The organism is Sphingobium sp. OAS761 (assembly GCF_024168485.1).
Lineage (GTDB): Bacteria > Pseudomonadota > Alphaproteobacteria > Sphingomonadales > Sphingomonadaceae > Sphingobium.
The window spans coordinates 46,445-63,767 of record NZ_JALJVY010000014.1; the positions used below are offsets into that span (position 1 = coordinate 46,445).

Here is a 17,323-nt window from a genome sequence, read left to right on the forward strand (position 1 = left end):
TTGAACAAGACATATATCGAGGAACCCGGTCCCAGCGAGCTGCGCAGCCCCCTGGTCCAGAATGAACTCAAGCGCGCAGGCGTTTGGGTCGCGCTTGCCGTCGCGGTCGCCCTGGTCGCGCTGCTTGCCCAACCGATCATGCTGGTCGTCGGCGCGATGGTGCTGGCGACGATGATGGACGGGGGCGCGCGCCTGCTGGGCCGCATCGTTCCCATCGGACGCGGCTGGCGGCTGGCGCTGGTCCTGATTGGCGCGGTCTGCTTCCTGGCCTGGACCTTCTACCTCACCGGCTCCAGCCTGGCGCAGCAGGCGCAGGCGATGCGCACCATCGTGGAAGCACAGGTCAACCGGATCGGCGGATGGATGCAACAGCTGGGCATCACGACCACCCCGGAAGATCTCAAGAGCCTGGCCAGCCAGGCGATGAGCAGCATGGGCCGCGTAACCGCCGCCGTCGGCACCGCAGTCGGCGCGATTACCAGCATGGTGATGATGCTGGTCCTCGGCATCTTCGTCGCGATGGAACCCAAACTGTACGAACGCGGCGTCGCATGGATGCTGCCGATGGACAAGCGCGGCCATTTCTATGCCATTGCCGACCGGATGGGGTGGACGCTGCGCCGGCTGATGTTTGGGCGATTGATCGGCATGGCGGTGGAGGGCGTAGGCACGTGGCTGCTGCTCTGGGCGGGCGGCGTCCCCATGGCGGGGCTGCTTGGCATATTGACCGGCCTCCTCGCGTTCCTGCCGAACATCGGAGCGATCGTTTCGGGCGTGCTGATCATCCTGGTGGGCTTTTCGGGCGGCTCCGATACCGGGCTTTACGCACTTGTCGTATATCTCGCCGTGCAGATCGTCGACGGCTATCTGGTCGTGCCGATGGTAGCCAAGCGCGCAGTCGACCTGGCGCCGGCGCTCGTCCTTGCGGCGCAGATATTGTTTGGCGCATTGTTCGGCATATTGGGCCTCTTCCTTGCGGACCCGATCGTTGCCATGATCAAGGTCTATCTCGAGGAACGCTCGAAGGCATTGGAAGAGCGGCGACGGTCGCAAAGCCCCCTTTACGACGGAACCGGGAAGAATGGACCGGCGATGGGAGACAGGGCATGATCAAGCCACTCGACGAGCAGAAAAAGCTGCATTTTGACCTGACCAATGTCGGGTTGCGAGCCCAGGCGACGGCGGTCGGCCTTTTGCAACTGTGCCGCGAGCTACAGGCTGCCGGAATATTGGAACAAGCGGCGATCGAGCGCATCAAGGATGCGATCGCCGACGATATCGAAGTGTCGTCGCCCCGGTCGGTAGCGTCCCCCGAACATCGGCGCGACATCCGGGCACGGATGGACCGCCTGTTTTCGGGTGAGCAGAAGGTAGGCCGGATATCCGCGCTCGACCTTGAAAGCGATACGGCCGCCAAACCCGCACATTGAAAAAGGGGCCGCGAAACGGCCCCTTCTCTGTCCTGTCGGAAGACAACCGGTCAGTTTGCCGGCGGCGTGGCGCCTTGCTGCATCATCTGCTGCATTTTCATGATCTCGTCGCGCGACTTGAAATCATGCAGCGTGACGTCGAACACCAGCACCGAACCGGCGGGGATCGGGCCGGCGGCCTGATCGCCATAGCCAAGCTGCGGCGGGATCCACAGGCGATACTTGCCGCCCTTCTTCATCTTTTGCAGACCCTCAGAAAAACCCGGGACCACGCCATCGATCGGCATGGGCGCCTGCGCATTTTCGTCGAATACGGTGCCGTCCAGCAACGTGCCCTTATAGCCGACGAGCGCCACGTCGGACGTCGTCGGGCTGGGGCCGGTGCCTTCTTCCAGCACCTTGTACTGCAAACCGGATTCGGTGGTGATCACGCCATCTGCGCCTTCATTCTGAGCCAGAAAAGCGGTCGGCGACAGGGCGATACCCTGCTGCCCCGCCCAGGCCAGACCGCCGGCGGCCAGCGCGACGATAGCGACGCCGATCCAGAGCCGCGTCAGCGATCCCTTGGCGATGGGACGAAGGGGGACGGCCGTCGTGGACATGGATACAGGCTCGCAATTTGCGTGGCAGAAGAGTCGGCAAAAGCGCGACGCTGCTCAGCGCCGCGCGGGCGTCCTTAACGGACGCCGTCGCGCTCGGCGCGCTTGCGCTCCATCTTGCGCGCGCGGCGAACCGCAGCGGCCTTTTCACGGGCGCGCTTTTCCGAGGGCTTTTCGTAATGACGGCGCAGCTTCATCTCGCGATACACGCCCTCGCGCTGCAGCTTCTTCTTGAGCGCGCGAAGAGCCTGGTCGACATTATTGTCGCGAACGATGATTTGCATAAGTCCGTCAATCTCCAATCGAAACATCCGGTCGCCGGAATTTCAACGCCATCCCGACAGGCCAGATGAATAGCAAAACACATGAGTCGTCGCAGGTCGCCCTACGCCGTGTTGGGCGCGCCCTACCAGCAGAGTCGCGCAAATTCAACCCAAAAGCCCACCGTCTCGACAAAAGCGGGGGGAGCGCCGATAGTCCATCGCCATAATAGCCAAGGAGAGGATCGCCATGGCCACAGCAGCCTCTCGGCCCGGCATGTCCGGTGCCGAATGGGAAGCCCGGCAGCAGCTCGCTGCCTGTTACCGTATATTCGACCATATGGGCTGGTCGGAACTGATCTACAATCACATCACTCTTCGCGTGCCCGGGGAAGAAGGCGCGTTCCTGATCAACCCCTTTGGCCTTGGCTATCGCGAGGTGACGGCATCCAACCTCGTCAAGATCGACATGGATGGCCGGGTGCTGGACGGCAGCCCCCACCCCGTCAATCGCGCCGGCTTTATCCAGCACAGCATCTTCCACAGGCATGTGCCCGACGCCCACTGCATCATCCACACCCATACGACCGCGGGCATGGCGGTCAGCGCCGTGGCGGAAGGGCTACGCCCGATCAGCTTCTACGCCGCGGCTTTCATCGGGCAGATCGCCTATCATGACTTCGAAGGCGTCACGATCCGTCCAGAAGAGGGCGAACGGCTGGTCGCACATCTGGGCGACAGGAGGGTGATGATGTTGCGCAACCACGGTACTCTGGTGATGGCGCCGACATTGCCCGAGGCCTTCCTCAAACACTGGTCGCTGCAGCGCGCCTGCGAGGTGCAGGTGGCGGCGGGCGCGGCGGGCACACCGGTCGACATCCCGCCGGACGTGATCGCCGTTCATCAACGCGACCTGTCGAGCGTCCAGTTGCCGGTCGGCCCGGGCGTGCCGGATTTCCAGTCCATGGTGCGCGTGATCGACAGGATCGATTCGAGCTGGCAGCGTTAGGCCGCGCCGTATCCGCCGCCGCCCGGCGTTTCGATGACGAAGGCGTCGCCCGCCGCCAGATCGACCGCGGCGGTCGGCCCGAGCAACTCGATCCCCCCGTCCGCGCGCTCCACACGGTTGCGTCCGACATCGCCCGGCGTACCGCCGTCGAGGCCGAAGGGCGGAACGATACGGCGGTTCGACAATATCCCGGCCGTCATCGGCTCCAGGAAGCGAAGTCGGCGTACCGCGCCGTTACCGCCACGATGACGCCCCGCGCCACCCGATCCGGCGCGAATCGCGAATTCCTCCAGCAGCACGGGGAAGCGACTTTCCAGTATTTCGGGGTCGGTGAGGCGGCTGTTGGTCATGTGCGTCTGCACGACGTCGGCGCCGTCGAAATCGGGGCCTGCGCCCGACCCGCCGGCGATCGTCTCATAATATTGGTGACGCTCGTTGCCGAAGGTGAAGTTGTTCATGGTTCCCTGCGCCCCAGCCATGACGCCCAGCGCACCGAATAGGGCATCGGTCACAACCTGACTCGTTTCGACATTGCCAGCGACCACGGCGGCGGGATGGCGCGGCCGCAGCATGGACCCTTCGGGCACGATGATGCGCACGGGCTTGAGGCAGCCGTCATTCATCGGTACCGCCTCGTCCACCAGGGTCCGCACGACGTAGAGCACCGCCGCGCGCACGACCGACAGGGGCGCATTGAAATTGCCCGGCAGCTGGTCCGAAGATCCGGTAAAATCGACGGTGGCGCTATGATTGGCGCGATCGATGGATACTGCCACATTGACGGTCGCGCCATTGTCCATCGCATAGGAGAAGGCGCCATCGGACAGGTTGCCGATCAGGCGGCGAACCGCCGCCTCCGCCTGATCCTGCACATATCCCATATAGGCGGAGACAGTGTCGACGCCGTAGGCATCCGAAATACGGCACAGTTCGGCCGCGCCCTTCGCGCAGGCGGCGATCTGGGCAGACAGGTCGGCAATGTTCTGGTCGATATTGCGTGCCGGATAGGGGCCGGAACCGAGCAGCGCGCGGATCGCGTCCTCGCGAAAATCTCCCCGGTCAACCACCAGCATATTGTCGAGGATGATCCCTTCCTGTTCGACGCTTGTGCTGCCGGGGGGCATCGAACCGGGCGACATGCCGCCGATGTCGGCGTGATGGCCGCGTGCCGCGACGTAGAAGGCCGGGCCATCGCCCTGGCCGGCGAACACCGGCATGACAACCGTGACGTCGGGCAGATGCGTGCCTCCGTCATAGGGCGCGTTAAGCGCATAGGCGTCGCCCGGCACCATGCCGCGCCCGTCGACCGCCGCGCCGTCCGCGCCGCGCCCCCGCTGGCGCATCACCGCGCGGATGCTGTCCCCCATGCTACCCAGATGCACGGGCATATGGGGGGCGTTAGCGACCAGATTCCCTGCCGCATCGAACAGCGCGCAGGAAAAATCGAGTCGCTCGCGGATGTTGACGGAAGAGGCGCTATGCTGGAGCGCGGCGCCCATTTCCTCCGCGATCGCCATGAACAGCCCGCCCATCACCTCCAGCCGCACCGGATCGGCCGCGCGCGCGTCACCGCTTTTCGGCGCGGGCCGGGGCAGGCGGCGCGTCAGGACCAGATTGCCGGTCGCGTCGATCCGCGCCCGCCAGCCCGGCTCCACTATAGTGGTCGATACAGGGTCGATGATGAGCGCGGGACCGTCGATCATGCTGTCCGCGGCCAGCCCCGCACGATCATGAACCGGCGCGCTCCTTCCGCCGCAAGTTACCTGCGCCAGCGGCGGCGCGGCCTGTTCCGCAATGGTGACGATCCCGTCCATCGCCTCCCCTGTCGCAGCCACCGCCTCGACGCGCGCCATGTCGATCAGAATGCGTCCCTTGCCCGCGAAGCCGAAGCGCGCGCGATGCTGCCGCATGAAGTCCGTGCGCATCGCCTCCATCCCGGCCAGCGGCACGTCGAACAGGCTGTCGGTTCCTTCATGGCGCAGCCGCAGCAGCACCTCGATCCGGTCCGCCTGCGGCAGATCCGACCGCGCAGCGTCCGCCATATCTTTCAGCGCCGCGTCCAGCGCCCCTTCGCCCGCCGCGTCCAGGGGCAGCGCCAGCGTCCGCTCCCGCACCGCGCGCCGGTCGGCCAACCCCATGCCATAGGCGGACAACACCCCGCCCAGCGGATGGATCATCACCCGGTCCATGCCGAGCGCGTCTGCCACCAGGCAGGCATGCTGGCCGCCCGCCCCACCGAAACTCGCCAGCGTGTAGCGGGTCACGTCATGCCCCCGCGCGACCGAAATGCGCTTGATCGCATTGGCCATGCTGGCGACCGCCACGTCGAGGAAGCCCTGCGCCGCCTGCTCCGCTGTCATCGCGCGCCCGGTCTCCCGTTCCACCTGCGCGCATATGTCGGCAAAGCGTGCCTTTACCGCCGCGCGGTCGAGCGGCTGGTCGCCCCCGGGCCCGAACAGGGCGGGAAAGAAATCCGGCTGGATCTTGCCCAGCATGACGTTGCAATCCGTAACGGTCAGGGGGCCGCCGCGCCGGTAGCAGGCCGGGCCGGGCACCGCGCCCGCGCTTTCGGGACCGACGCGGAAGCGGCCGTCCTCGAACGAGCAGATGGAGCCGCCGCCGGCCGCGATGGTGTGAATGCGCATCATCGGCGCGCGCAGCCGCACACCTGCCACCCGCGTTTCATTGTCCCGCTCATAGGCACCGGCATAGTGGGATACGTCCGTCGACGTGCCGCCCATGTCGAACCCGATCGCTTCGGCAAAGCCGGCCTGGGCGGCCGTGCAGGCAAGACCCACGATCCCGCCCGCCGGTCCCGACAGCACGGCATCCTTGCCCCGGAACAGCGCGCCGTCCGCCAGCCCGCCGCTCGATTGCATGAATAGCATGTCGGCGCCTTCGCCCAGCGCGGCACGCAACCCGTCGACATAGGTGCGCAGCACAGGCGACAGGTAGGCGTCGGCCAACGTCGTGTCGGCCCGCCCGATCAGCTTGATCAAAGGGGCGACATCGTGGCTGGTGCTGATCTGGGTAAAGCCTTCCTGCGCCGCGATATCCGCCAGACGCCGTTCATGGGCCGGATATCGATAGCCGTGCATCAGCGCGATGGCGACAGCGGCCAGCCCTTCGCCGCGCGCCTTGCGCAGCGCCATCCGCGCACTCTCCTCATCCAGCGCTTGGCGCACCGTGCCGTTCGCCATGATACGCTCGTCCACCTCGGCCACGGCGGCATGGAGCGGTTCGGGCAGGCGGATGGCGCGGGCGAACAGGTCGGGCCGCTCCTGCGTGCCGATCCGTACCGCGTCGCGAAATCCCCGCGTCACCAGCAGCAGGACCGGTTGCCCCTTTCGTTCCAGCAATGCATTGGTGGCAATGGTGGTGCCGATACGCAGCGAACAGGGCGGGATCGGCCCGTCGCCCGCGCCCGTCAACCGCCAAACCGCCTCCACCGCGGCGTCAGCATAGCGTTCCGGATCGCTCGACAGCAATTTGGCGGTATGCAACCGCCCTTCGGGGTCGCGCGCCACCACGTCGGTGAAGGTGCCGCCCCGGTCGATCCAGAATTGCCAGTTCATCGCCCCGGGTGATGACGGCCGTCCGGGCCGATGGCAAGGGGCTGTGTCCAGCCCTTCGCCCCGGTCATCGCATCAGGCCATTTGCGCCCGCAGCAGCTTGTCGATGGTGATCGGATAGTCGCGCACGCGCAGGCCCGCGGCATTGTAGATGGCGTTGGCGACGGCGGCGCCAGCCCCGCAAATTCCCAGTTCTCCCACGCCCTTCGCCTTCATCGGCGAACTCTTGTCGTCCAGTTCGTCGATGAACAGCACGTCCTGCTGCGGAATGTCGGCATGAACCGGCACCAGATATTCGGCCATGTCATGATTGACGAAGAAGCCGAAACGGGTGTCGACATCCAGCGCCTCCATCAATGCGGCGCCCGCCCCCATGGTCATTGCGCCGATCACCTGGCTGCGCGCGGATTTGGGGTTCAGGATACGCCCGGCGGCAAAGGCTCCGCCCATGCGGCGGATGCGGACTTCGGCGGTATCCGTGTCGACGCCGACCTCGCAGAAATGAGCGCCGAACGTTGCCTGCGCATAACGTTTGTCGAGGTCGCCATATTCCATGCTATCTTCGGCCCACAGGCCCGTGTCCCCCGCCAGCGCGGCCAGCTTGCGGGACTCGTTGCCATTGCGGATCAGGCCGTCCTCGAACCCGGCCGCATCAACCGGATAACCGGCCGCTTCCGCCAGCTTCGCGCGCAGCGCCATCGCGGCGGCATAGACACCGGCGGTCGAACTGTTGGCGCCCCACTGTCCGCCCGATCCGGCGGAAACCGGAAAACGGCTGTCGCCCAGGCGCACGGTGACCTGTTCCAATGGAACCCCCAGCATTTCAGCCGCCGTCTGCGCGATGATCGTGTAGCTGCCCGTGCCGATGTCGGTCATGTCGGTTTCGACGACGACCCGGCCCTGCGCGTCGATGCCGATGCGCGCGCCCGACTTGCCGGCCAGATTGTTGCGGAAGGCCGACGCCATCCCCATGCCCACCAGCCAGCGGCCGTCACGCACCTGCCCCGGCTTCGGAATGCGCCTGTTCCATCCGAAGCGATCCGCGCCCGCGCGCAAGCATTCGACCAGCTTGCGGCTGGAAAACGGACGCTGCGGGCCAGCCTCCGGATCAAATTGAACATCGTTGCGGATCCGCAGTTCGACGGGATCGACGCCGCACATTTCGGCAAGTTCGTCCATGGCCACTTCCAGCGCCAGCAGCCCTACCGCCTCACCGGGTGCCCGCATCGCATTGCCTTCCGGCAGGTTCAGCGTCGTCAACCGGTGCGCCGTCATCCGGTTGGCACCGCGATATAATAGTCGCGTCTGCGCAGCGGCCGTTTCTGCGCTGCCGCCGGGCAGATCGCCCGACCAGACCTCATGCGCGATCGCGTCGATCACGCCGTCGCGGTCGGCACCGATGCGGATGCGCTGGATTGTCGCCGGTCGATGCGTCGTGTTGTTGGGGATTTGTGGGCGCGCAAGCGCCACTTTCACCGGCCGCCCGACCTGCCGCGCGCCGAGCGCCGCCAGCAACGCATCCGCGCGCAGGAACAGCTTGGCGCCGAAACCGCCGCCGATATAAGGCGATATCAGCCTTACGTTCGCCTTGGGAATGCCCAGGGTCCTGGCGACGTCACCCACGGTCCAGGCGATCATCTGGTTGGACGTCCATAGCGTCAGCTTGTCGCCGTTCCACGCGGCGATGGACGCGTGCGGTTCCATCATGGCGTGGCTGTGATCGGGGGTGGTGTAGCGCTGCTCCAGTTTCACGGCCGCCCGCGAAAACGCCCCGTCGAAATCTCCCGCGCTGGTATCGGCGGGCGTACCGAAGCTGTCGGGTGGGACGACGCCCCTGATCGCTTCGGCCGCAAGGTCGAATTTCCCGCTCTCGGGCGTATAATCGATATGCACCAGAGCCGCTGCCGCACGCGCATTTTCCAGAGTGTCGGCCACCACAAGCGCCACCGCCTGCTCGAAATGTTCTATCTGCGGGCCGCCGAGAAGATGCGCGGTGTTCATGTTTCCCTTGGTCAGCTTTCCGGCATTGGCGTGAGTGACGATGCCCAGCACGCCCGGCGCCGCTTCGGCGGCGCGAAGGTCCATCGCTGCGATCCGCCCTTTGGCGATGGCCGATCCGACAATCCAGCCATAGGCCGCATTCGGCGCGGCATCGTGGCGCTCATAGGCATAGGGCGCCGTGCCGGTCACCTTGGCCGCGCCATCGATCCTGTCGTGGGGAATGCCGACGACTCGGCCCTTGTCTATCGGATTCGCCTTCGCGGGCGTATCGAACTTCATGCCCGTTCCTCCTGTTGCCGGTAGAGCGAGGCCAATATCCGCTCCACCAGCGGCTTCTTGAAATCATTGTGCGGGGTCGTGCGGGCGTCGGCCAGCACCGCGTCGGTGACCGCCCTGGCGCCATGCGGCGCGGCTGCGTCAGCCGCTTGCGTGCGCCATGGCCGGGCGCCGATGCCACCGAACGCGAAGCGCGCCGTCCCGTCCTCGCCGAAGATCGCGCCGACCGACACCAGCGCGAACGCATAGGAGGCGCGATCGCGAACCTTGCGATAGACATGGGTGCCGCCCACCGGCTTGGGCAGGGTAACGGACGTGATCAGTTCCCCCTGTTTCAGCACCGTTTCCCGATTCGGCGTGTCGCCCGGAAGCAGGTAAAAATCGGCGATCGGGATAGACCGTGCGACGCCGTCCGCGTCCATCGTGTCGACCTGGGCATCCAGCAACCGCATGGCGACCGCCATGTCGCTGGGATGCTGCGCGATGCAGGCGTCGCTCACGCCCAATATGGCCAGGCTGCGGCTCATCCCCTCCATCGCGCCGCAACCTGTGCCGGGCTTGCGCTTGTTGCAGGGCATGCGCGTGTCGTAGAAATAGGGGCAGCGCGTCCGTTGCAGCAGGTTGCCGCCGGTCGTGGCCTTGTTGCGCAGCTGGCCCGACGCTCCGGCCACCAGCGCGCGACTGAGCACCGCATAGTCGCGGCGCACCGTCTTGTCCGCCGCTAGGTCGGTGTTGCGCACGAGCGCGCCGATCCGCAGCCCGCCCTCCGTCGTCCTTTCGATCCGGTCGAGCCCGAGATGGTTGACATCGACCAGATGCGTCGGCGTTTCGATCTGCAATTTCATCAGGTCGATCAGGTTGGTGCCACCGGCGATGAATCGCGCGCCCTGCACCGAAGCCGCCGCCTTTGCCGCCGCCTCTACGCTGGCAGCGCGCTCGTAGGTAAAGCTTTTCACGCCTGCGTCTCCCCGGCGACGTCGCGCATCGCGGCGATGATGTTGGGATAGGCGGCGCAGCGGCAGATATTGCCGCTCATCCGTTCCCTGTATTCCGCCTCGCTCGGCACGATCCTGTCCAGATCTTCCGTGGCATGGCTGGGGATGCCCGCCCTGATCTCCTCCAGCACCGACACGGCGGAACAGATCTGCCCCGGCGTGCAATAGCCGCATTGATAACCGTCGTGGGTGATGAAGGCCCGCTGCATCGGATGCAGCGCCTCGGGCGATCCCAGTCCCTCGATCGTGGTCACGCTGTCGCCGTCATGCATGACCGCCAGCGTGAGGCAACTGTTGATGCGCCGCCCGTTCAGCATCACGGTACAGGCACCGCACTGGCCGTGGTCGCAGCCTTTCTTCGTGCCGGTCAGCCGCAGATGCTCGCGCAGCGCATCCAGCAGCGTCGTGCGCGGATCGAGCTGGAAATGGACCTCCCGTCCGTTGACTGTGAGTTCGATCGGGATCATCGCGCTGCCTTTCTCGCTCCTGCTGCCATTTTCGGCCGCAACCGCGCGCCCCACCAGCGGCGACGCCGCCGCGACGGCCGCTGCGCTGCCCAATATGCCACGACGCGTGACCTCGTTTGCGGACATATGTTCCTCCTGATGGGACAGTTACGAAGCGCGGTCCAATTCGATCCTGCGCAGCCGCAAATATACATGAGCGCATCCCGTTCGCCGACACGCTCTGCCGCCGGATGCATCCGCGTCAACCCTGCCGGAAGCGCCCACAGCTTCTCTCATCGGAGGAATATCATTTTTGTGCGATTCCGCTCTTGCCCATCCCGGTTTCCACTGCTAGTTGCCCGCCTCACCCGCCGAGAGGGACATTTCCTCCGGCCGCCAGAGCGGGCGTAGCTCAGGGGTAGAGCACAACCTTGCCAAGGTTGGGGTCGAGGGTTCGAATCCCTTCGCCCGCTCCAGTTTTCCTAGGGAAATCCACGAATTAGCGGCTTTATGCCGCTTTTTTGTTGGAGACAGCACTCTCGGCAATGCCTGTTGTCTCCATAATGTCTCCAGAAAATAATCAAGGATGGGCCACTTCTGGCGTTGTCTGGCGAAGGTTGCGCCCGGTCCCTTGCGGTGCCCAATCGCTTTTTCGCCCGTGCAAGCAACCCGTCGTTTGAAGACAATGGCTCTGCCGGCTGGGGACAGTCGTCGGTGAAGTGCAAACAGCGCGTGCGTTAGTGCCGGTGCGACTGAGTGACAGCACACGATTTGAGCCCCCTCTCAATCTGTGGGGAAGAACGCCTGATTGGCTGCCGTTCAGCGGTTCAAGTTGGTTCCCCAAGAGCTGCCGCTTGTTCAGACGCGGGCTCGGGGCAGCAACTGGGCCGAAAGCGGAAATTCGGCTCTTTGAGCCGTTCGCTGAAGAAGCTGTCATAGCCCCAGCCGAGGGATTGGCGCCTAGTCTATTGCGGGCAAAAGATTTGCAGTAGTGCCCCGTAGAAGCGGAAGGCTCCGCACTGGTCGTCCCGACAGGGCGAACATCGCATTTGCAACCGCAGGTGCTATCGGTGCCACCCCGGGTTCGCCCATACCTGTCGGCAATTCCGCGGACGGCAAGATATGGGTCTCGATAGCGGGCATCTCGTTCATGCGGACAACGGGGTAATCATCGAAGTTCGATTGCTGGACCTGACCATCATTGATCGTAATGCAGCCGTACAGCGCGGCGGAGAGGCCAAACCCGATCCCGCCCTCTACCTGCGCTGCGATCTGATCAGGAGAAATCGCGATACCGCAATCGACCGCGGCAACCACTCGCCTCACGATCGGGCGTCCCTCAGTTAGTCTGACCTCTGCAACCTGAGCCACGAAGGAGCCAAAACATTCATGCACGGCAAGACCCCGGGCCCATCCGTCCTCCAGAGGGGTTCCCCATCCAGACTTTGCGCATGCTTCTTCGAGGACTCCCAATCTCCGATCCGCCCCGGCCCTGCGGTAAAGTTCGCGGCGATAGTCAGCGGGATCGCGGCCCGCCCGCGCCGCAAGCTGATCGACGACGTGTTCCATGGTCATAGCGGTGTGCGAATGGCCGACCGATCGCCAGAACGTGACGGGTATGCCGAGGTCGGGACTGGTTACGCGGCAATCGACTGTCGATGCGGTGGTAAAATAGGGTGAGCCTGCAACCCCTTCGCATGCTTCCGCATTGCCGCCTACCGGAAGCAGCGACTGCGAGACGATGTGATGTCGCCAGTCGGCCGGAAAACCGTCGTCGTCAAGAGCCACTGCGACCCGGTGATGTGCAAGGGGCCGGTAGTATCCCGCCGCCATTTCGTCCTCTCGCGTCCAGAACAGCTTGACGGGCCTGCTTTCGACACGGCGAGCAATGCGCATGCATTCGACCAGATAATCGCTCGAGAGTGCGCCGCGCCGTCCGAATGAGCCGCCTGCCATAAGGACATTGAGGTCGACGCGCCCGGGGAGCGTTCTCGCGTTGAAAGCTGCCAGCACCCGGTCAGCCGTCGCGTGATGCGCGCCGGACCACATCGTGACACGCGTACCGTCAACCTGGGCCACGCAGTCGAGTGTCTCCATCGGTGCGTGGGCCAGGTAGGGAAAATCGATGGTCGTTTCGAAAGCCCCCCGGTGCTGCGGAGCTTCGGCATTGCCACGACTTTCGAAGACGAGCGGTTCGACTTCGCCTTGTGCCTCACCGGCGGCGAGTTCGGCGTACCACGTGGAGATTTCGGCCGAGGATCGATGCTCGGCTTCTGCTTTTTCCCATTCGACGCGCAGGGCATCCCGGCCCTTGAGAGCAGCAGCGGTGTTTCGTGCGAGGACCGCGACACCCGTTTCGATCGCAAAGACATCGACCACCCCTGTAACCCTCCGAGCATCGCGGTCGTCGAACCGGGCCAGCTTGCCGCCGAAGCGAGGACTGTGCGCGACGACCGCCACCAGCATGTCGGGCAGTTGGACGTCCTGGGTATATGTTTGCGCACCCGTGCTCTTGGGCAGGCTGTCCTTGCGCTGCACGCGGGGGGTTCCGATCAAGGTGAATTGCTCCGGACGCTTCAGGGTCGGCTCCTGCGGAGGTGTCTGCCGCGCCGCGTCCGCCAGCAAGTCTCCGAAGGTTGCCCTTCGCGCCGATGAGGGATGGGACACGACGCCGTTGCTGACGGAGATTTCGCCTTGCCCGACTCCCCAGCGGGATGCTGCCGCAGCGACGAACATCGTGCGTGCAGCCGCGCCCGTTCGCCGCAGCTTGTCCCAGTGCGTGGCGATGCCTTGCGACCCTCCGGTCAGCTGCGGGCCGTACGCGGAGAAATCGACCGGTGCGGGCAATATCTCGACCTTGTCCCAATCGGCGTCGAGTTCTTCGGCGACGATCGCAGCGAGCCCCGCGTGAATGCCCTGTCCCATCTCCTGCTGTGGATTGACGATGCCCACCCTGCCGTCAGATTCGATGCGGATATACGGACCGAATGGGCCGGGCTCGAAGTCCCGCCCCCCGGCAGAAAGCAGCGCGCCGGCTGTTTCCATGGGGTGGGTGGCGACGTAGCCGACAAGCAGTGCACCTCCCGCGAGCGCTCCGCCGATGAGTAGCCTGCGGCGCGTCAGACCAGAGGCCCGCTTGTCATCCGCAACAGTCTCGCCGTCATCGTCCTGCTTCATCACTGTATCCTCGGTCATGCTGGACATTGCGCACCTGTCTCCAGCCACGCTTCGATGAGGTCGCCGAACTGTTGTTGCGTACCGGGGGCGGGCGTGCGGGTTCCGCCAGGGTGCCAAGCCCAGCCGACGAGGTCGTCGCGCACCATGTGCTCAAGCAGCTCAGCGCGGGTCATGTGGGATCTCGCGGGGTCGAGCAGTTGGCGACAGATTTCGCCCAGCGAACGGCCCTGCCAGGCCATTTCAGCCGGTGCGAGCGCCCATTTCGGATTGCCGGGAGTGCCCGAGCCTTCGAAGTTGCTGGCGTTGTGGCAGGTTGAGCACTGCAACAGCGGATCGCCGCTGCCGTCATCACCGCGAACGACCGCCGGCAAGTGGGGGCGCATGGCATCGGTCTGTGTGGGATGATCGCTGCGCGGGTGGCAGTTGAGGCAGCGGGGATGCTGAATGACGCGACCCGCCTCGATGAACATCGCAATGGAGCGTTCGGAGGGGTCGGCGATCGAAGCAAAGTCGGCAACTGACCTCAGCGCAAGCGCCGGCTGCGGTGTTTCCGTAGCGGGTAAAGTCGTGGCTTCGGGAAGACTGGCTGGACGCAGGGCAACGGCCGCGGAAACGACTGCTAGCGCAAGAGCTATCAATGCCAGAGTGCCGCATCCGGGCCGTCGTCGGCGCGTCATGCTGCGCCGCTCCGGAGACTGGCCGCTGCTGTGTGAATGCCGGCCCTGATGCGCGAATAGGTGGCGCACCTGCAGATGTTGCCGCTCATCGCGCGATCGATGTCCTGATCGGAAGGGTTCGGTCGTTCGCGGAGCAGCGCAATCGCGCTCATGATTTGGCCCGACTGGCAGAACCCGCACTGCGGCACATTTCCATCGACCCAGGCACGCGTAAGCGCACGGGCCTCGGGACCGGCGGGAGAACCCGTCGCGGCCTCGATCGTCTCGATCCGCCTTGACCCGACCGAAGCGACGGGAACCGAGCAGGACCGGACGGGACGCCCTTCCAGGTGGACGGTACATGCGCCGCACTGCGCCTTGCCGCAGCCGTATTTCGACCCTGTCAGGTGCAGACTGTCGCGCAGCACCCACAGGAGCGGCGTCTGCGGATCTTCGTCGACGCGGCGTCGTTCGCCGTTGACGGTCAGTTCGAATTGCATGGTCTCTGATGCCTTGGCGGTGATGAGCTTCCCGATTTCCACTCGAAGCTAGGCGGCGAGCGCGCCAGCACCATGTCGGAAATTCCGAATATCTTGCCCAATCATACAGCGCCGGCGGGAGGGCCGCGAACTAAGAGCTTGTCCACTAGACTGGCTGGGGAGCACCTGGGACCGATTCTAGATTCTGTTTTTCATTTTTCGTCAATTGTTTAGATAATCTTTAGCGCCCAAAGCCGTTCGGCATTGCACGCCGCAACTGCAGGAACTTGGCGGCCTTCTGAACAATGCATCTTGGCGCCGCAACGGGGCCGAGACCTTGCCTCTCCATGTGCGTAGGCTAATTTGCCAGCATGCACGGCACCTCTTCACCCGCGACCACGGAACGTGGTCCCAAGATGCAGGCAGCGCTCGTCGATGCCATCGAAACCTTTCTAGACATGCGCGGCGGCGGTCAGGGGCACTTCGAGACTGCCATGAGCGGTGTACACGTCATGCGGGCGTTTCAGGAAATTCCACCTATCCGGCGCATCTACAGTCCGTCGCTGTGCATCGTGCTGAAGGGGGCGAAAGAGATAGTGTTCGGCGAGACCACGCTTCACTATGCCGAGATGGAATGCCTGGTCGTCAGCATCGAAATGCCCGCGAGCGGGCGAATGATCGGCGCCACGCCAGAAACACCGTTCCTCGGCATCACGGTCGAGCTCGACGTCTCCTTGTTGCGCGAAGTCATGCAGCAGCTGTCCTCACAGCCGCAACGGGACGGCGCATCGGATGCGTGCGTATTTGTCGGTCAGGTGGACGGTCCGCTCGCCGATTGCGTGCTTCGCCTTGCCAACCTGGCTCAGACCCCCGAGGCGGCCCAGATCCTGTTCCCCGCAGTGATGCGCGAAATCTGCTATTGGCTACTGACCGGCTCGCACGGCGGCGAGGTGGCGAAACTCGCGCTCCCGGATACGCAGACCGTTAGGGTGGCGAACGCGATCTATTACCTGCGGGATCACTTTGCGCAGACGGTGCGGATGTCCGGCTTGGCCGATATCGCCGGGATGAGCCTGTCCTCGTTCCATCAGCATTTTCGCAGAATGACCGACATGACCCCGGTTCAGTATCAGAAGCAGTTACGTCTGCTTGAGGCACGCAGGTTGATGGTGTCGAACGGGGCCAGCGTATCCGAAGCCGCGTACGAGGTGGGATACGAAAGCCCATCGCAGTTCAGCCGAGAATACACACGCGCGTTCGGCACCGCGCCAAAGCGCGATGCGATGAACTTCAGGGCGCTCGTCGAAGCGGGAACCCGGTAGTACTGCATCGACCGGGCGCAGGATCGGGCAAGTCTTTCGCATTCCGCGCCATGGAGAAGCGGCGGCACCCCCGTATCTTTCGAACACACCAGATGATGGTTTTCGAAAGGATACAGCAATGTCGCATTGGACCGCAGCAGACATCCCCTCCCAGGTCGGCCGCACCGCGGTCGTCACGGGCACCGGAGGATTGGGCTATGAAGACGCCCTCGCTCTGGCCCGCGCGGGCTGTCGGGTCGTCGTCGCCGGGCGCAATCCAGAAAAAGGCCTTCAGGCTGTCGCCCGAATTCGGGCTGAGTTTTCCCAAGCCGATATCCGGTTCGAGCTCCTCGACCTGGCTCGCATTTCGTCGATACGGGCCTTTGCCGACCGGATGACCGAAATGGGCCAGCTGCACCTTCTCATCAACAATGCAGGTGTCATGGTTCCGCCCACGCTGACCGAAACGGCGGACGGGTTCGAACTGCAGTTCGGCACGAACTATCTGGGCCATTTCGCCCTGACAGGTTTGTTGCTTCCTTTGCTTCGCCAGAGCGAGAGGGCAAGGGTCGTGACGGTTTCCAGTATTGCCGCCCCGCAAGGTGAAATCGACTTTGACAATCTGAACGCCGAGCAATCCTACCACGCAATGACGGCCTATAGCCAATCGAAGCTGGCGTGCCTGATGTTCGCATTCGAACTGCAGCGACGGAGCGATGCACACGGGTGGAATCTCGCCAGCATCGCAGCGCATCCCGGCGTTGCACGGACCGAACTGCTGCATAACGGCCCGGGCCGGTTCAGCATTCATCGCATGGTGCGGGATCTGCTGCCATTCCTGTTTCAACCTGTCGCGCAGGGCGCGCTCCCGACCCTTTTCGCAGCGACCGCGAGCGAGGCTGAGCCCGCAGGATATTACGGCCCCAATCGTCTGGGAGAAACGCGAGGCTATCCCGTCGCAGCCAGGATCCCACCGCAAGCACTCGACGAGGAAGTGGCAGCGCGTCTCTGGGAGGTATCCGAACAGCTTGCCGGCGTGCAGTTCCGAGCGCAACCTTTGCCCCTGCAGGCATGTAGCAAGCCGCGCCGGATCGCGGGCTAGGCCAAACTTCCAGCACCGAG

The 17,323-nt window shown here is 64.5% G+C and carries 14 protein-coding genes and 1 tRNA gene; 6 read left to right on the forward strand and 9 right to left on the reverse strand.

Going from position 1 to position 17,323, the window contains the following annotated elements:
- Both J3E64_RS17600 and J3E64_RS17605 read left to right on the forward strand, forming a co-directional pair.
- Window positions 1-1,110 (forward strand): AI-2E family transporter, encoded by a 1,110-nt coding sequence (locus J3E64_RS17600; RefSeq protein WP_253344349.1) that lies wholly within the window; start codon window positions 1-3, stop codon window positions 1,108-1,110.
- Window positions 1,107-1,430: a hypothetical protein gene (locus J3E64_RS17605; RefSeq protein ID WP_253344350.1), complete on the forward strand. Its 324-nt coding sequence runs from the start codon at window positions 1,107-1,109 to the stop codon at window positions 1,428-1,430. Before J3E64_RS17600 ends, J3E64_RS17605 begins: the two co-directional genes overlap by 4 nt.
- A 50-nt stretch (window positions 1,431-1,480) precedes the next feature.
- Here J3E64_RS17605 and J3E64_RS17610 read toward each other — a convergent pair whose 3' ends face one another.
- Both J3E64_RS17610 and rpsU read right to left on the reverse strand, forming a co-directional pair.
- Window positions 1,481-2,032 carry an FKBP-type peptidyl-prolyl cis-trans isomerase gene (locus tag J3E64_RS17610; protein WP_253344351.1) on the reverse strand — a complete coding sequence of 184 codons (552 nt, stop codon included), beginning with the start codon at window positions 2,030-2,032 and terminating at the stop codon, window positions 1,481-1,483.
- A gap of 74 nt (window positions 2,033-2,106) precedes the next feature.
- Window positions 2,107-2,313, reverse strand: a complete 207-nt coding sequence (gene rpsU, locus J3E64_RS17615) for a 30S ribosomal protein S21 (RefSeq protein WP_021226581.1) — start codon at window positions 2,311-2,313, stop codon at window positions 2,107-2,109.
- A 226-nt stretch (window positions 2,314-2,539) separates the two neighbouring features.
- Between rpsU and J3E64_RS17620 the strand changes: the two genes are divergently transcribed.
- On the forward strand, window positions 2,540-3,298 hold the full coding sequence (locus tag J3E64_RS17620; RefSeq protein ID WP_253344352.1) for a class II aldolase/adducin family protein: 759 nt from the start codon (window positions 2,540-2,542) through the stop codon (window positions 3,296-3,298).
- Here the strand turns inward: J3E64_RS17620 and J3E64_RS17625 are convergent.
- From J3E64_RS17625 to paoA, 4 genes are all read right to left on the reverse strand, one after another.
- Window positions 3,295-6,873 carry a hydantoinase B/oxoprolinase family protein gene (locus tag J3E64_RS17625; RefSeq protein ID WP_253344353.1) on the reverse strand — a complete coding sequence of 1,193 codons (3,579 nt, stop codon included), beginning with the start codon at window positions 6,871-6,873 and terminating at the stop codon, window positions 3,295-3,297. The genes J3E64_RS17620 and J3E64_RS17625 overlap by 4 nt on opposite strands.
- Window positions 6,874-6,945: 72 nt before the next feature.
- Complete coding sequence (gene paoC / locus J3E64_RS17630; RefSeq protein ID WP_253344354.1) at window positions 6,946-9,150, reverse strand: aldehyde oxidoreductase molybdenum-binding subunit PaoC; 2,205 nt, start codon at window positions 9,148-9,150, stop codon at window positions 6,946-6,948.
- Window positions 9,147-10,103, reverse strand: coding sequence for a xanthine dehydrogenase family protein subunit M (locus J3E64_RS17635; protein WP_253344355.1), 957 nt, complete (start codon window positions 10,101-10,103; stop codon window positions 9,147-9,149). The genes paoC and J3E64_RS17635 overlap by 4 nt, the downstream gene beginning before the upstream one ends.
- Window positions 10,100-10,735 carry an aldehyde dehydrogenase iron-sulfur subunit PaoA gene (paoA, locus tag J3E64_RS17640; RefSeq protein ID WP_253344356.1) on the reverse strand — a complete coding sequence of 212 codons (636 nt, stop codon included), beginning with the start codon at window positions 10,733-10,735 and terminating at the stop codon, window positions 10,100-10,102. The genes J3E64_RS17635 and paoA overlap by 4 nt, the downstream gene beginning before the upstream one ends.
- A 254-nt stretch (window positions 10,736-10,989) precedes the next feature.
- Here paoA and J3E64_RS17645 point away from each other — a divergent pair.
- Window positions 10,990-11,064 (forward strand) — tRNA-Gly (locus J3E64_RS17645).
- 484 nt (window positions 11,065-11,548) lie between these two features.
- On the opposite strand, the gene J3E64_RS17650 is transcribed toward J3E64_RS17645, so the two are convergent.
- From J3E64_RS17650 to J3E64_RS17660, 3 genes are all read right to left on the reverse strand, one after another.
- Window positions 11,549-13,792: a xanthine dehydrogenase family protein molybdopterin-binding subunit gene (locus J3E64_RS17650; protein WP_253344357.1), complete on the reverse strand. Its 2,244-nt coding sequence runs from the start codon at window positions 13,790-13,792 to the stop codon at window positions 11,549-11,551.
- Entirely contained in the window at window positions 13,780-14,235 is a 456-nt protein-coding gene (locus J3E64_RS17655) for an Isoquinoline 1-oxidoreductase subunit (RefSeq protein ID WP_253344358.1), read from the reverse strand. Before J3E64_RS17655 ends, J3E64_RS17650 begins: the two co-directional genes overlap by 13 nt.
- A gap of 203 nt (window positions 14,236-14,438) precedes the next feature.
- On the reverse strand, window positions 14,439-14,921 hold the full coding sequence (locus J3E64_RS17660; protein WP_253344359.1) for a (2Fe-2S)-binding protein: 483 nt from the start codon (window positions 14,919-14,921) through the stop codon (window positions 14,439-14,441).
- 350 nt (window positions 14,922-15,271) lie between these two features.
- Between J3E64_RS17660 and J3E64_RS17665 the strand changes: the two genes are divergently transcribed.
- Both J3E64_RS17665 and J3E64_RS17670 read left to right on the forward strand, forming a co-directional pair.
- The gene (locus J3E64_RS17665) at window positions 15,272-16,222 is read left to right on the forward strand and encodes an AraC family transcriptional regulator (protein WP_253344360.1); all 951 of its coding nucleotides are present in this window, start codon (window positions 15,272-15,274) and stop codon (window positions 16,220-16,222) included.
- Between the two features lie 118 nt (window positions 16,223-16,340).
- Complete coding sequence (locus J3E64_RS17670; protein WP_253344361.1) at window positions 16,341-17,303, forward strand: oxidoreductase; 963 nt, start codon at window positions 16,341-16,343, stop codon at window positions 17,301-17,303.
- Window positions 17,304-17,323: the final 20 nt, after the last annotated feature.

Coding starts and splice junctions, on each gene's coding strand:
- J3E64_RS17605 (WP_253344350.1), top strand. CDS start 1,107: ATGATCAAGCCACTCGACGAGCAGAAAAAGCTGCATTTTGACCTGACC.
- J3E64_RS17610 (WP_253344351.1), bottom strand. CDS start 2,032: ATGTCCACGACGGCCGTCCCCCTTCGTCCCATCGCCAAGGGATCGCTG.
- rpsU (WP_021226581.1), bottom strand. CDS start 2,313: ATGCAAATCATCGTTCGCGACAATAATGTCGACCAGGCTCTTCGCGCG.
- J3E64_RS17620 (WP_253344352.1), top strand. CDS start 2,540: ATGGCCACAGCAGCCTCTCGGCCCGGCATGTCCGGTGCCGAATGGGAA.
- J3E64_RS17625 (WP_253344353.1), bottom strand. CDS start 6,873: ATGAACTGGCAATTCTGGATCGACCGGGGCGGCACCTTCACCGACGTG.
- paoC (WP_253344354.1), bottom strand. CDS start 9,150: ATGAAGTTCGATACGCCCGCGAAGGCGAATCCGATAGACAAGGGCCGA.
- paoA (WP_253344356.1), bottom strand. CDS start 10,735: ATGTCCGCAAACGAGGTCACGCGTCGTGGCATATTGGGCAGCGCAGCG.
- J3E64_RS17650 (WP_253344357.1), bottom strand. CDS start 13,792: ATGTCCAGCATGACCGAGGATACAGTGATGAAGCAGGACGATGACGGC.
- J3E64_RS17655 (WP_253344358.1), bottom strand. CDS start 14,235: ATGTTCATCGAGGCGGGTCGCGTCATTCAGCATCCCCGCTGCCTCAAC.
- J3E64_RS17660 (WP_253344359.1), bottom strand. CDS start 14,921: ATGCAATTCGAACTGACCGTCAACGGCGAACGACGCCGCGTCGACGAA.
- J3E64_RS17665 (WP_253344360.1), top strand. CDS start 15,272: ATGCACGGCACCTCTTCACCCGCGACCACGGAACGTGGTCCCAAGATG.
- J3E64_RS17670 (WP_253344361.1), top strand. CDS start 16,341: ATGTCGCATTGGACCGCAGCAGACATCCCCTCCCAGGTCGGCCGCACC.